The following is a 13,426-nucleotide window of genomic DNA, read 5'->3' on the forward strand; positions in this document are numbered from 1 at the left end:
CTCGGCCCAAAAGGATCGATTCGCCCGGGCGCGATGCACGCCGTCAGGCCTTTGTTGTGGTTGCTCGACATCGAACGTCAATCGTTGTATTGTGCTCTCGCCAGGGAGGCGGTGACTGGCCCGACTTCCCGCACGTGTCGTCGTCTCAACCGTGCGAAGAGCCACAACGATGAATCGCCCGATTCTCCATCCACGCGGTTATTTGCCCCTCGTCGCGGTGGCGATCCTGTCCGCGATGATCGGGGCCCCCGAACGAGCGCCTCGAGTTCTCTTGCTTGGTGACTCGATCACCTTGGGGGTACGTCCCGGGGTTGCCGCCAACCAGACCTTCGGCGGTCAACTCGAGACGATGATCAAGGCTCGCGGCCTCGACGCCTCGATCATCAACGTCGGAATCGGTGGCGAACGGACCGACCAGGCGCTCGCAAGGCTGAGCGAGGTTCTCAAAGCGAATCGGCCCGACATCGTCCTCCTGATGTACGGCACCAACGACAGCTACGTCGACTTTGGCAGGAAAACCAGCCGGCTCGCGATCGATCAATATCGCAAGAACTATGGGGAACTGATCGAGCGAATCGAACAGACCGGCGCCAAAACAGTGCTCATGACTCCGCCACGTTGGGCCGACGACGCTCCCCCCAATGGGCTCGGTGAGAACCCCAACCTCCGCCTCGAGCCATTCGTTGAGCTGGTCCGTGCAATCGCTCGCGAGCGCAAACGTCCACTCGTCGATCACTACGCAGTCTGGTCGACCGCCCGGCAAAATGGGGTCGAGCTCATGAAGTGGACCACCGACGGCTGCCACCCCAACCCGGACGGACATCGAGCCATCGCCGAAGAGATCCTGCCCAACTTACAGCCGCTCTTGACCGCAACCATCCCTGGAAAAGGGTAGGCCGTTAGTTTTGTTTTGCTTTGCCAATACTCACTCTCTGTAAACATCTCTCCGGTTGCCGATGGTCTCGATCTCGACCAGCCGTTCTTCGTCGTCGATCAGGTAGACGATCCGGTAGTCTCCGGATCGGATCCGATATCTCTCCCCTCGATCGGTGAGTTTTTCGACCCCGCGAGGCCGCGGGTTGTCCTCCAACCCTTGGGCTTTGGCGAGAATCCGCTCAAGATCCTTTTTTGGAAGCTTTGACAGGCCGCGCGCGGCGGCCCGCGTCAGGACGACTGCGTAAGGAGGGTTCCCCTGACTCATCATTGACTCCCAGCTCTCGGCAGAAGTCGCCGAGCGGGATGCGTTCGGGCGATTCTTTCCGGGCGGCTAGAGCGGTCGCGATGTCGATCCGATCCTCTTCAGCACGGACCAACTGCTCCAGGAGCCGTAGGTCCGCCATCGAGATGATTGCTGCGGCATCTTTATCCCTCCGGTGAATAACGATCCGCTCCCCACGGTACTCAGCCCTGTTCAGAACGTCGGAAAGAGAATTTCTCAGTTCCACGACGTTGATCCGTTCCGTCATAGGAAGCTCCTCGTGCATTTCAGCATAGCATCCTGAGACCACGATACGTCGTCGAGCGGCGTTCTCGGGGCGAATCACGAACGAGCCCCACTCCTCGGCTCTTTATGCCCTCAGACCGGGCGTCCCTGTGTTCATCATGTACATCATTGACATTTCGGCCATGATGTCAACATAGACGGACCTAATTCCTGGCTTGAGTCGAACTCACAACCCGGATTGCCGCCGATCGGTTACTCGCCACTCGGCCACGTACTGGGGTCGAACCCAGGGCTGTCCCTCGAGGGGGCCCAGCGTGATCGGTCGTCTGCCGGGCCTTTTTTTGTAGAGCCATCCGTTCTGCGTCGATGGCGAGGTGTTCGGGTTGGAGTGCGACGGTGATCCGACCGGCCGGCCCGAGCTTGAGACCGCGGATCTCGTTCCGGAACCGCCGGATCACTTCCTCGGTTAACCGTCGCCTCCCCGTTGCGGCCCAACATCCTGATTTGAGCCATCCTCATTCCCAAGAACTTGCGTCCCTGGCTGAGAACGCCCCGATCATTTGGTCCGGTTCAGATTTTTGAGGAAGTCCACTTCCGTGGCGATGTAAGGGGTTCCATCGCCGCGAAGGATCTCGTGAAACCAGACAGGGGGCTCACCCGTGTACTCGCGGGTCCAGGAATCCCAGGGGTATTGCGTCTGGGTCTTCCCAGCCACGAAGCCCCAGTTGTAAGCGGCGATTTTCTGCTCCTTGAGATAGGGGAGGATCCCCTCGAAGGTGCTCCCATTGGGCCGAGCCATGTACTCGGTGCAGAGCAAAGGCCGGCCATAGCGCTGGAGCAAAGCGACCCGCTTCTGCAATACGGGCAGCGGATCGTAGCTGTGGAAGCTGATCACGTCAGAGGCCTCGAGCTGGAGCCGCACGATCGGGCTCATCTTCTCTTCGGACCAATCCCCCTGCCAGACTCCCGAGGTCAGAGGCTGTGACGGGTCGACCGCGCGGGCCCATGCGAACGCCTTGCGGGTGAGGTTGAGCCCAAGCTCCGGCTTGTCCTTGGGCTCCTTGGTGCCGTAGCTCGACTTGTTCATGTTGTCGGGCTCGTTGATGAGGTCCCACGCATGAATCCGGCGGTCGTTCTTGAAGTGGGAGATGACCCCTTTGACGTAACCTTCAAGCTGATCGACGCGGGCGGGATCCTGGAGGACCTCAACGCCCGGGCTCTGCACCCAGCCCGAGTTATGCACGTGCGGGCGAGGTGCCCTCTGCTTACCGGCACGCGGGAACGGATCCCAGACGCTGTCGAACGGGACGAACATCACGCCGATCTTGTGTTTCTCCGCGATGGTGAGGAACTGGTCCATCCGCTTGAGCAAGCCCTCGTGGTCCTGCTCCCAGAGCAGGTCGTGGAGGAAGACCCGGACGCTGTTGAAACCGAGTTCCTGAGCCCAACCGAGTTCGCGATCGATCGTCGTGAGGTCGAAGGTGTCGGCCTGCCACATCTCGAGTTGATTGATGGCCGTCTGTGGTGAGTAGTTGCAGCCGACGAGCCAGCCACGTTCGCGCTGCCAGGCGTTGGCTTTCTCAACGGACCAACGCTCACCCGCCTGCGTGGGAGAGGTGCCCATCGCCATGACGAGCGTCGAGGCGAGAACCAAGGAGAACCGGAAACGCATGGGGAGAGATCCTCGTATAAGGGTTCACAGGGGCCACTTCTCAGCGGCGAGGAACAGCAAGTCCAAAAAAAAGGGAAGGAATCGACCGGGTCCAATCGAGTCGGGTTGCACCCCCAGGGATTCGAGCCGATTGCGTGGGTCGAAACAAGCTCAAAATTCCCTCAACCCGATTCCCGGATTCGGGATTCCCGTGAACGAAGCCCCTCACTCTTGGGGCGTGACGTCGATGCAGTCGATCTCGGCCGCCCGCTCCCCTTGTCTCAGCCGAATCCGATTCGGCCCTACGTTCAGGGAAACAGAGACGAATGCGTTGGACCAGTCGGCGGGGCCGGCGGATGGGTACGCAACGCGCTGGGGTGCGCCGTCATTGACCGTCAGGACCTGGGTGGCCAATTTGTGTTGTTCCGACGTGTTGATAAACCGAATCGAAACAATATAGGCCCCTGCCTCCTTGGCCGTGGCCATGATGGTGAGTGAGCTATCGGCGGAACCAGAGAGCTGAACCTTCGCCCCGCGAGACGCACTCGGCTGCTGCACGATCCGCGCCTCGCCCGCCAAGGTGGCCGATTCGGCCTCGTAGCGCTGGCGGGGAGGCTCGCCGCTGGGAATCGTGATCGGTTGGTCGGGTGGGGCAGGGGAGCCAAACCGAGGGAGGCCGTCCGGATCCCACGAGAACGGCTGCGCACGAATGAGTCGGTTCCACGCCGCCCCCTGGAACCGGGCCGCGTGGTAGACAAGCCAATCTTCTCGGCCGTCCGGCGATTTGGTGAACGTGCAATGTCCGGGACCAAAAACCCCATGAGCGCTTGCGAACACGGGCTTGTCATGCTTCTTCCACGAGGCGGGCGAGAGCAAGTCGCTGTCGATCTTGGCGGTGAGCCGGCCCAGGCAATAGGCATCGGTCCAGCTTCCGCTGGCCGAATAGATGAGATGGATCAGCGAGCCCTTGACCAGAACTTGCGGCCCCTCATTGACGGCCGGCGGACCGCCCTTGGTTTCCCAACGATGAGTCGGCCGAGAAATCTCGACACGGGTGCCGGACAGAGTCCAGGGATTGCTCATCGGCGCAATGTAGAGGTTCTGCTGAATGTCTTCGGCCCCTTCCCAGCCCGACCAAACGAAGTAGAGCGCCTCACCCACCTTGAGCACCGTGCCGTCGATGGCCCAGCGATCGTTGTTTGGATCAACGATTTGCGACTTGAAGACAAACTTTCCCTCAAACGGGTCATCCGCCTGATTTTCGAGAACGTACATGCGATGGTTCGCATTCTCGCCGTCATCAGCCGCGACGTAGATGTACCAGGCCTCTCCCAAGCGGTGGAGCTCGGGCGCCCAAAGATCCTTGGCGACCGGAGTCCCGGGCGACGGACTCCAGACAACCTTTCGCTCTCCAGCCCCTAGAGTGGAGAGCGAGCGAGACCTGGCCAGCGTGACGTTTCCGCCGGTCGTCACCACGACGTAGTATTGACCGTGGTGCGTCCAGAGCCAAGGGTCGGCCCCCGCCGGGGCGACGACATTGTAGAAGTCGGTGACCTCTTCACCGGCGACGGCTTGCTCGTCCTCCAGGGCCAGAATCAAGACGAAAAACACGAAGACGACGAGTCGGAGGGAGAAGCCTCCCGGCATAATCAAACGCTCCGGCAACGAAAGTATGAGAGTCGACTTATCGAGGGCCACAAGAGACATGCTCGCATCTTGCAACCCCGGATGGGCTGCAAGATGCGGCGGATGGGCCTCATGGGATTGGAGGGTGGGCACCGTCCCCGGCAACCCAAGGTCGATCAGACCTGGTCGGGAACCACGTAGGGCTGGCGGTAGTTGCGGGTCAACAAGGCATCGGCCTCGCTGTCGCCGATGAATTTTTCGGTTACAGGGTCGAAGTTGAGCCGCCGACCGACGCGGTAGGCGATGTTGCCGAGGTGGGCCAGGCCCGAGCTGATGTGGGCCGTCTCGACCGGTCCGTGGAGGATCTTCGGGTCGCGACTGCGGACGGCGGCGATGAAGTTGGCGAAGTGCTTGCCGACCGGATCGCCGTCTTTGCCCTTGGGACCCGGCTCTTTGCCGGTGCGGCCGAGGAACGTCTCATAGGTGCTGTAATTCTTGACCACCAGGTAGCCGTCGGAGCCGTAGAAGATGTTCCCGACCCCAGCGCCTCCCTCGGTGTTCGTCGCCCAGGGACGGACCTCGAACTCGATCATCTGATTCTGCTCGGGGAACATGTAGCTGCTGGAGAGCAGCTCGGGGGTCTCCTTGTCATCGTCCCAGAGGAACTTCCCGCCCATGGCGACGATCGAAGAGGGGAGCGTCTCCAGGCCGAGGCCCCAGAGGCACATGTCGGTCTCGTGGACCCCCTGGTTGCCAACGTCGCCGTTGCCGTAGTTCCAATGCCAGTGCCAGTTGTAGTGGACGATCCGCTTGGAGAACGCACGCTCCTGAGCAGGGCCCTGCCAGAGATCCCAGTTGAGCGTCGTCGGCGCGGAATCTGGGTCCTTCGCCTGTCCGATCGAAGCCCGGTCGCGATAGACGAGTCCGCGAGCCATGTAGACCTTGCCGATCACCCCCTTCCGCAGATGATCGACGGCCTCTTGAATCGCCTCGGAACTCCGGAGCTGGACCCCGTGCTGGACGATCCGGCCGTACTTCTTGGCCGCTTCGACCATCTTCCGGCCTTCGAAAATATTGTGGCTGCCAGGCTTCTCGACATAGACATCCTTGCCGGCCTGGCAGGCCCAGATCGTTGCCAGCGCATGCCAGTGATTCGGGGTCGCTACGCTCACGACATCAACATCTTTGCGGTCGTAGACCTTACGGAGATCGGTCTCGGCGTCAGGTCGATAGCCGTGTTTCTTCTCGAACTCATTCAGACGCTCATTGAGGACACTCTGATCGGGGTCGCAAAGCACGGCCACCTTGACCCCTTTGGTCCCCGTAAAGCCCTCGATGTGAGCCTTGCCCCGACTATTGACACCCAAGACCGCGGCGCGAACGGTGTCGTTCGGCCCCTCGGCCGAGGCCCGGCCAGCCAGACTCGCGGTGGCCACGGTACCGGCGGCCGCGGAAAGAAACGTCCTGCGGTTCAGCTCGGACATGATCGAAGCCCTTTCGTAATCTCGGAGAGGACCGGAACGGAGGGGGCATCCCCCGGCAATTGGGGAAGAGCAGACGACCCGCCGGGAGCCTTCGACCATCGCAGCATTGCTCGAGCCGGATCAGCGGACGACCCGAGTGGGTGCGTTGTGGTCGGAGGGGAGGGAGCGCAGTCGATCTTCTAAGCGGCTAGTTTAGCGCTGCGGGAAGCTCGCGACAACAGGGTACCGCGAGCCGCTCCAACCGAATGGACACGCGCCGGCCACTTCGCCTTGAGCCAGGATCAAGGTCGAAGGTTGGCTTCTGCGCGATCAATGCCGAAAAGCGACGTGACACTGGATGCAGCGTTGGTTCAACTGGCGGGCCGCCGCCACAACGTCGGCGGTATCGCCTCGCTCGGCGGCGTCGGTCATCGCCAGGGCCGACTGGCGCATCCCCATGGCGGAAACATTCCACGTCACACGGTCTTTCCCAGGATCGAACGCCGCGATCTGATTCGCGACCAGAGCCGATCGACGGCCGACCACCAGGGCGTCGGGCAGCGAGACAAGTGACTCGTCGGACCGACCGATCGCGGCCAGAAGACGCTCCAGGTCTTCGCCCCCCGCCTGATGCGTCTTGAACGGAGCCATGGCCTCGCGCACCATCACCAGGGCCTTCCCCTCCTCATGGTGCGGCGCAATTCGCAAGGCCCTCAGAGAGACCGCGACGGTCAGGAGGAGGAACAACCCCAGCATCAATCCACGGCTTGCCAACCGCTGCCGGAGGATCGTGCGCGCCCGCTCCAACCGCCGTGACATCGAACCGGAAGGCCAGCCCAACTGTTCCGCAGCTTGCTCGTTGGTCATCCCTTCCAGGTAACAAAGCACCATCGGCGCCCGATATTTCTCAGGCAGGCAGGACAATTCCTCATCAAGCACCCGCCGAAGCTCACGGCGGGCGATCTCGGCAAATGGATCGGCCTGAGGATGGCACTCCTCCGGCAAGGACGAATAACCAAGATCCGCCCCGACCGGCGCCAGGGCCGCCACGGACAACTCGCGCCGTGAGCGCCGGGTGACACCGGCACGTGCGTTCAGTGACAACCGATGTGCCACCGCACAGAGCCAGGCCCCCACCGACTCGCGCCAGGGAATATCACTCGCCTTCCGCGCCAGGACCAGGAATGTCGCCTGGGAAACCTCCTCGGCATCATGCTCATTGCGGAGGATCCGCCGACAGGCCCCAAGAACTCGAGGCCCGTGCCGTTGCACCAACGTCGCGAACGCATCTTCCTCGCGAAAGGTCACGAAGCGTTCCAGTAAGTTTGCGTCGCTGAGTTGGTTGAGCATCCGCCCCACACAATGGCCCTTTTGGGAGGGAACCTTCCTTCTATTTCTGATTCTACTCTTGTATTGCCCCCGTTCCGCCTCGTAAATGCAATTTTTTTCACGGCCCGAACGAAAGGGGAGCTGCTCGACGCCGATCAACTCCGCGCCGCCGCCTAGGCGAACGCATTGAGGGGGCTCGATGCCCGCTCCTCAGTAAGCCGCCTGGAGAGCGAACTTCGACCGTTAGGCCGTCGCTTTTGTTCGACGACTGTGAAACAATATTCCGGTCTGCAAAGGGGCGACCCCTTGTTGGACACTTGCGGATCAACGACTTGGTTGATCCCATTGGGCGGAAGTCGGTGGGTCTGACAACCGATCAAGATGAGGGAGCCCTGGCTCTCGCTTTGGTTTTCGGTTCGATTCGATGTATGGGGAGAAGTGTTTCATGATGTCCAAGCCGATTTCTCGTCGTCGCTTCTTGGAGCGATCCGCGATCGCCGGTGGTGTGGGCCTGCTGAGCGCCGCGGGGTGGTCGCGTGTCTATGGAGCCAACGAGCGGCTTCGCGTCGCCGCGATCGGCGTCTGGGGCAAGGGATGGTCGGACCACACGTCGGTGGCCGCCAGTCCTCATGTCGACATCGTTTCGATCTGCGACATCGACGAGGGGCCGGACCATCTGGAAAGAGCGGCCAAGCACTACCCCAAAGCGGTGAAAGAAACCGACTGGCGCAAGGTGCTCGACAACGCGCGTGACATCGATGCCGTCATCGTTTCCACACCCGATCACATGCATGCGCCAATCTCCTTGGCCGCCATGCAGTTGGGCAAGCACGTGTTCTGCCAGAAGCCGCTCGCGCACACGGTCTTCGAAACCAGGCAGATGAAGCTGGCCGCCGCCAAGGCCCGCGTCGTGACGCAGATGGGCAACCAGATTCAGTCGCATTCCGCCTATCTCACGGCCGTCAAGCTGGTGCATGACGGCGCGATCGGCAAGGTCAAGGAAGTCCACTCCTGGCAGAGCGGCCCATTGATCTGGATGTTAGTCGACGAACGGCCTGCCGGCAGTGACCCGGTTCCCTCGACCTTGCATTGGGATGAATGGCTCGGCGTCGCTCCGACCCGACCGTACAAGACGCAAATCTATCACCCCTTCAACTGGCGTGCCTGGCAGGACTTCAGCACGGGCCAGATCGGCGACTTCGCCTGTCACATCCTCGACCCCGTCTTCAAGTCCCTGGAACTGACGGCCCCGACCACGATCCGAGGCGAAGCGCCTCCGCTTCCGGCCGAACTCTGGACCCGCCGTTCCACGGTCCAGTACGAATTCCCGGGCACCGCTCGGACTGCCGGCAATACGCTCAAATTGACCTGGTACGACGGTGAGGGGCACTTCCCTCCCCAAGAGGCGCTTGGACTCAAGGAAGGCACCAAGCTCCCCACCGCAGGCTCGCTGCTGATCGGCGAGAAGGGATCGTTGATCATCCCCCACGTCGCCGCCCCGCGACTGCTCCCGGATGAGACGTACGCGGACTTCAAGATCGAGACCGTGCCCGATCGGGACCACTACGTCTCCTGGGCGGATGCCTGCCGAGGCGAAGGCCAAACCACCTCGAATTTCGACTACTCCGGTCCTCTGACCGAGACCGTGCTGCTCGGATCGATCGCGATCCGCAACCCCGAGCAGGAACTGCGCTGGGACGCCGACGCACTCAAGATCACCAACCACTCCACAGCGAACGCCATGCTCAAGAAGCCGTACCGCAAGGGGTGGGAGCCCGCCTGGGTTTCCTGATCCTCTCCCGCTGATTTCCCATCAAGAAGGCCACCTGGGTCAGCGGGCGTTTCGCCCGCTGTTCCCAGCGACGCGAATTTTTGGAAGGGACGTTTTCGGTGGGGTCGCACCGCAACGGAGGACTCCGGTTCAGCCTCAGCGGAGTGGGAATCGGACGACTCCAGGTTCTCGGCTCGATAAAATCGCCCCACAACGCTCCATCAACAGCCAAGCCCCTCGGTCCTCAACGCATCACCGGAGACTCAGATGCTTCAGCGTTGGACATGCATCAGGCGAGTGGTTATTGCGTGGGTCGGGGTGGCTTTCACCGGCTTCGGCCCCGCCGCGCGCGCGGCCGAGCCGGCCACAGTTCCTCACCTCGTTCTCATGATCGGTGAGGAAGGATACCGCACCGACGAAACTCTGCCCGAATTCATCCAGCGCGAACTGGCCCCCCCCGGTTACCGAACCACCATCGTCCGACCCGATCCGAACGACCCCAACCATTTTCCCGGCCTGGAAGCGTTGAAGCAGGCGGATCTGCTCGTCCTGAGCGTGCGGCGGCGCACCCTCCCCGAAGCCGAGTTGGCCCTGATCCGCGACTATCTTGAGGCGGGCAAGCCCGTGGTCGCCCTCCGCACGTCGAGCCACGCCTTTGCCCTGAGTTCGGGCTCGCCCCCGGCGAATCACGCGCAATGGCCCGACTTCGATACCACCGTGCTCGGCGGCCACTATGCGGGCGATCTCCCGAACAAGGCAGGGACCGACATCACGGCAGCGCCTGGAACCGAGAAACAGGAAATCCTCGCCGGCCTCCCCTCAACCTCATTCCACTCATCCGGATCGCTCTACAAATCGGTCGACCTCGGTGCCAAGACGACCGTGCTCCTCCACGGTCAGACCGTCGACCAGGGCCAGGCCGTCAGCTACCCGGTCGCCTGGACGAATACGTTCAAGAACGCGCGTGTCTTCTACACCTCGCTGGGGCATCCCGACGACTTCAAACTCCCCGCCTTCAATCGCCTGCTGGCGAACGCCATCCAATGGGCGCTGAACCAGCCCGAAGCCTCGAAGAAGGAAAACGCCCGCGACAAGTACAAGGATGGGCTCGCCGCCAACGAACAGGTCGAGCGAATGATCCGCGGCTTCCAGGGGAAAGGGGTGACCGGCGACGATTCGCTTCCCACAGCGCCCGCCGAGACCGTCAAGCGATTCCAGGTGGCGGACGACCTTGAGATCAATCTCCTCGCTTCCGAACCGGCCATCCGCCAGCCTCTCGACCTGACCTGGGACCATCGCGGGCGGCTCTGGGTCGTCCAGTATCTCCAGTATCCGTTCCCGGCCGGCCTCAAGGTCGTCAAATACGATCAGTACCTCCGCGCTGTGTTCGACAAGGTTCCGCCTCCTCCTCCCCACCATTTCCCCGGGGCCGATAAAATCACGGTGCTCGAAGACACCAACGGCGATGGCACATACGACAAAACCAAAGACGTGATCACAGGGCTGAACATCGTCTCGTCGGTGCTGGTCGGCCAGGGCGGCATCTGGGTCCTCAATCCCCCTTACTTGCTCTTCTATCCCGACGCCGACGGCGACGACGTCCCCGACGCTGACCCCACGGTCCACCTTAGCGGCTTCGGCCTGGAAGACACCCATTCGGTAGCCAGCAATCTCGAATGGGGGCCTGATGGCTGGATCTATGGAGCCAACGGGAGCACGACGACCGGCACGATCAACTCAGCCGTCACCAAGAACGTTCACTTCAAGGGGCAGATGATCTGGCGCTATCATCCCGAGACGAAGATCTTCGAGATCTTCGCCGAAGGAGGCGGCAACACGTTCAGCCTCGAGATCGATTCGGTCGGCCGGGTCTTCTCGGGCACGAACGGCGGCAACACGCGCGGCATGCATTACGTCCAAGGAGGCTACGCCGAGAAGAACTGGGGCAAACATGGACCTCTGACCAACCCCTACGCCTTCGGCTACTACCACCACATGCTCCACAAGGGCTTCCCGGAGCGATTCAGCCAGACGTTCGCGATCTACGAAGGAGGGGCCTTCCCCCCGCAATACGACGGCACCGTGATCTCGGCCGACGCCCTCCACAACCGCGTCCTCGCCAGCCAGCTCTTGCGTGATACCTCCACGTATCGAACCGTCGACCTCCCCCCGGTTGTCGTGACCAATGACCGCTGGTTCCGCCCCGTCGACCTCGAGGTGGGTCCGGACGGGGCCGTCTACATGGCCGACTGGTATGACAGCCGGTTGACCCACGTCGACCCTCGGGACAACTGGCACAAGGAAAGCGGCCGGCTCTACCGCCTACAGGCGAAGGGGAGTAAGCCGATCGCCCCCTTCAACCTGGCCAAGCTGAGCGGCGAACAGCTCGTTGACATGCTCAAACATCGCAACAAGTGGCAGCGTCGCCAGGCCTTGCTCTTGCTGGGCGATCGTCGTGACGCAGCCTTGATTCCTCAACTTCGCAAGCTCGCGAACGACCACGACAACCCGCACGCCCTCGACGCCCTCTGGGCGCTCAACCTGTCGGGCAAGTTCGACGAGGACGCGGCGACCCTGGCACTCGCCCATCGTGATCCCAACGTTCGCCGCTGGGCGATCCGCCTGCTGGGGGACGGCAAGGTCGTCTCGGAGACAATCGCCGGCAAGCTCACGGCCCTGGCTCAAACTGAGCCGGATCGAGACGTCCGCTCTCAACTTGCATCGAGCGCGAAACGGCTCTCAGCCACCCATGGCCTGCCGATCGTTCGGGGCCTGCTCGCGCGAACGGAGGACATCGACGACAAGCACATTCCCCTCTTGCTCTGGTGGGCTCTCGAGGCGAAGACCGAGACGGATCGCGAAACAGTCCGCTCCTTGTTTCAAGACCCAGCGATCTGGCGACTGCCGATCGTCGATCGCTTCATCCTCGAACGCTTGATGCAGCGTTATGCGATGGCGGGCGGGTCCGAGAACCTCGAGACCTGCGCTCGCCTGCTGGCGATGTCTCCCGGGCAGGAGCAGACAACCCGCTTGATGGTCGGGATGATGGAGGCGTTTCGCGGCCGGGAGATCCGTGGATTGCCCCCTGCGTTGGCCGAGGCGTTGGATCAGTATCAGCAGAGCCTCGGCAAGTCCGACCTGGCCCTGGGCTTGAAACTCGGCAAGGCGGAGTCCGTCGAGCAGGCGCTCAAGATCGTGGCCGACGAACGGGCCGATCGGCCAACCCGGCTGGCCTACATCGAGATCCTCGGCCAGTTGCGCCAGCCCAAGGCGGTCGACATCCTCAAAACTTTGCTGACAACCTCATCATCGCATGCGATTAAACGCGTTGCTCTTGAAGCGTTGATGAACTACGACGACCCGACCATCGGCCAGGTCGTCGTGCGGCAGTATCACTCGACGCTTCCTGACGAGCAGGCGCTCCGGAGCACGGCCCACCGCTTGCTGGCGAGCCGAAAGAACTGGACGGTCGCGCTCTTGAACGAAATCGACGCCTCAACCATCGATCACCGAACGATTCCGATGGATATCGTGCAGCAGATGCGTCTGCACCACGACCCGCAAATCGATCGTCGCCTCGACACGCTCTGGGGCAAGACCCGGGCCACCCCGGCGGAGACCCAGAAGCTGATCCAGCGCCTTCAGACCTTGGTGCGTGAAGGGCGCGGTGACCTGAGCGCCGGGCGTGAGGTGTTTACCAAGAATTGCGCCACCTGCCACAAGCTGTTTGGCGAAGGGGGCGATGTTGGCCCCGACCTGACCGGTTACGAGCGGACGAATCTCGACTTCATGCTCCTGGCGATCGCCGATCCGAGCGCGGCGATCCGCGAGGAGTTCACGAACTTCGCCGTTTTCACCAACGACGGTCGGACCCTCAGCGGCCTGATCCACGACCAGAACACCCGGACCGTTACCCTCCGGGGCGTGGACAATCAGACGACGCTCGTCAATCGTGACGAGATCGAGACCCTCCAGGCGTTACCAATCTCGCTGATGCCCGACGGTCTGATGACCAAGCTCACCGACCCGGAGATTCGCAACCTGTTCGCCTATCTCATGAGTCGCGCACCGGCGACCAGCTTGACCAAGGGGCAAGACACGCCAGAGGCCCCGGCCGTGAAATCGGCGAAATGATGGGATTT

The 13,426-nt window shown here is 62.1% G+C and carries 9 protein-coding genes; 3 read left to right on the forward strand and 6 right to left on the reverse strand.

Annotation, left to right across the window (positions count from 1 at the left end; translation table 11 throughout):
* Positions 1–169: 169 nt before the first annotated feature.
* On the forward strand, positions 170–895 hold the full coding sequence (locus tag SINAC_RS13670) for an SGNH/GDSL hydrolase family protein (RefSeq protein ID WP_015246233.1): 726 nt from the start codon (positions 170–172) through the stop codon (positions 893–895).
* A gap of 30 nt (positions 896–925) precedes the next feature.
* Here the strand turns inward: SINAC_RS13670 and SINAC_RS13675 are convergent, their stop codons facing one another.
* The 6 genes from SINAC_RS13675 to SINAC_RS13705 form a co-directional block, all read right to left on the reverse strand.
* Positions 926–1,204, reverse strand: a complete 279-nt coding sequence (locus SINAC_RS13675) for a type II toxin-antitoxin system RelE family toxin (protein ID WP_202802844.1) — start codon at positions 1,202–1,204, stop codon at positions 926–928.
* A complete protein-coding gene (locus SINAC_RS41855; RefSeq protein WP_020466194.1) occupies positions 1,116–1,484 on the reverse strand; it encodes a type II toxin-antitoxin system Phd/YefM family antitoxin in 369 nt (122 codons plus the stop codon). Before SINAC_RS41855 ends, SINAC_RS13675 begins: the two co-directional genes overlap by 89 nt.
* A 516-nt stretch (positions 1,485–2,000) precedes the next feature.
* Positions 2,001–3,116 carry an endo-1,4-beta-xylanase gene (locus SINAC_RS13690; RefSeq protein ID WP_015246235.1) on the reverse strand — a complete coding sequence of 372 codons (1,116 nt, stop codon included), beginning with the start codon at positions 3,114–3,116 and terminating at the stop codon, positions 2,001–2,003.
* Positions 3,117–3,320: 204 nt separating this feature from the next.
* Complete coding sequence (locus SINAC_RS13695; RefSeq protein WP_015246236.1) at positions 3,321–4,742, reverse strand: family 43 glycosylhydrolase; 1,422 nt, start codon at positions 4,740–4,742, stop codon at positions 3,321–3,323.
* Positions 4,743–4,897: 155 nt separating this feature from the next.
* Entirely contained in the window at positions 4,898–6,205 is a 1,308-nt protein-coding gene (locus SINAC_RS13700) for a Gfo/Idh/MocA family oxidoreductase (RefSeq protein ID WP_015246237.1), read from the reverse strand.
* 309 nt (positions 6,206–6,514) lie between these two features.
* Positions 6,515–7,534 carry an RNA polymerase sigma factor gene (locus SINAC_RS13705; RefSeq protein WP_020466192.1) on the reverse strand — a complete coding sequence of 340 codons (1,020 nt, stop codon included), beginning with the start codon at positions 7,532–7,534 and terminating at the stop codon, positions 6,515–6,517.
* A gap of 424 nt (positions 7,535–7,958) precedes the next feature.
* Here SINAC_RS13705 and SINAC_RS13710 point away from each other — a divergent pair, with 424 nt between their 5' ends.
* A complete protein-coding gene (locus tag SINAC_RS13710; protein WP_015246239.1) occupies positions 7,959–9,305 on the forward strand; it encodes a Gfo/Idh/MocA family protein in 1,347 nt (448 codons plus the stop codon).
* Positions 9,306–9,551: 246 nt separating this feature from the next.
* Positions 9,552–13,418 (forward strand): DUF7133 domain-containing protein, encoded by a 3,867-nt coding sequence (locus SINAC_RS13715; RefSeq protein WP_015246240.1) that lies wholly within the window; start codon positions 9,552–9,554, stop codon positions 13,416–13,418.
* Positions 13,419–13,426: the final 8 nt, after the last annotated feature.

The sequence above is a fragment of the Singulisphaera acidiphila DSM 18658 genome, from assembly GCF_000242455.2.
Lineage (GTDB): Bacteria > Planctomycetota > Planctomycetia > Isosphaerales > Isosphaeraceae > Singulisphaera > Singulisphaera acidiphila.

Bases quoted from the DNA above. Each gene is read 5' to 3' on its own strand.
- SINAC_RS13690 (WP_015246235.1), bottom strand. From the start codon at position 3,116: ATGCGTTTCCGGTTCTCCTTGGTTCTCGCCTCGACGCTCGTCATGGCG.
- SINAC_RS13695 (WP_015246236.1), bottom strand. From the start codon at position 4,742: ATGCCGGGAGGCTTCTCCCTCCGACTCGTCGTCTTCGTGTTTTTCGTC.
- SINAC_RS13705 (WP_020466192.1), bottom strand. From the start codon at position 7,534: ATGCTCAACCAACTCAGCGACGCAAACTTACTGGAACGCTTCGTGACC.
- SINAC_RS41855 (WP_020466194.1), bottom strand. From the start codon at position 1,484: ATGCACGAGGAGCTTCCTATGACGGAACGGATCAACGTCGTGGAACTG.
- SINAC_RS13715 (WP_015246240.1), top strand. From the start codon at position 9,552: ATGCTTCAGCGTTGGACATGCATCAGGCGAGTGGTTATTGCGTGGGTC.
- SINAC_RS13675 (WP_202802844.1), bottom strand. From the start codon at position 1,204: ATGATGAGTCAGGGGAACCCTCCTTACGCAGTCGTCCTGACGCGGGCC.
- SINAC_RS13700 (WP_015246237.1), bottom strand. From the start codon at position 6,205: ATGTCCGAGCTGAACCGCAGGACGTTTCTTTCCGCGGCCGCCGGTACC.
- SINAC_RS13710 (WP_015246239.1), top strand. From the start codon at position 7,959: ATGATGTCCAAGCCGATTTCTCGTCGTCGCTTCTTGGAGCGATCCGCG.
- SINAC_RS13670 (WP_015246233.1), top strand. From the start codon at position 170: ATGAATCGCCCGATTCTCCATCCACGCGGTTATTTGCCCCTCGTCGCG.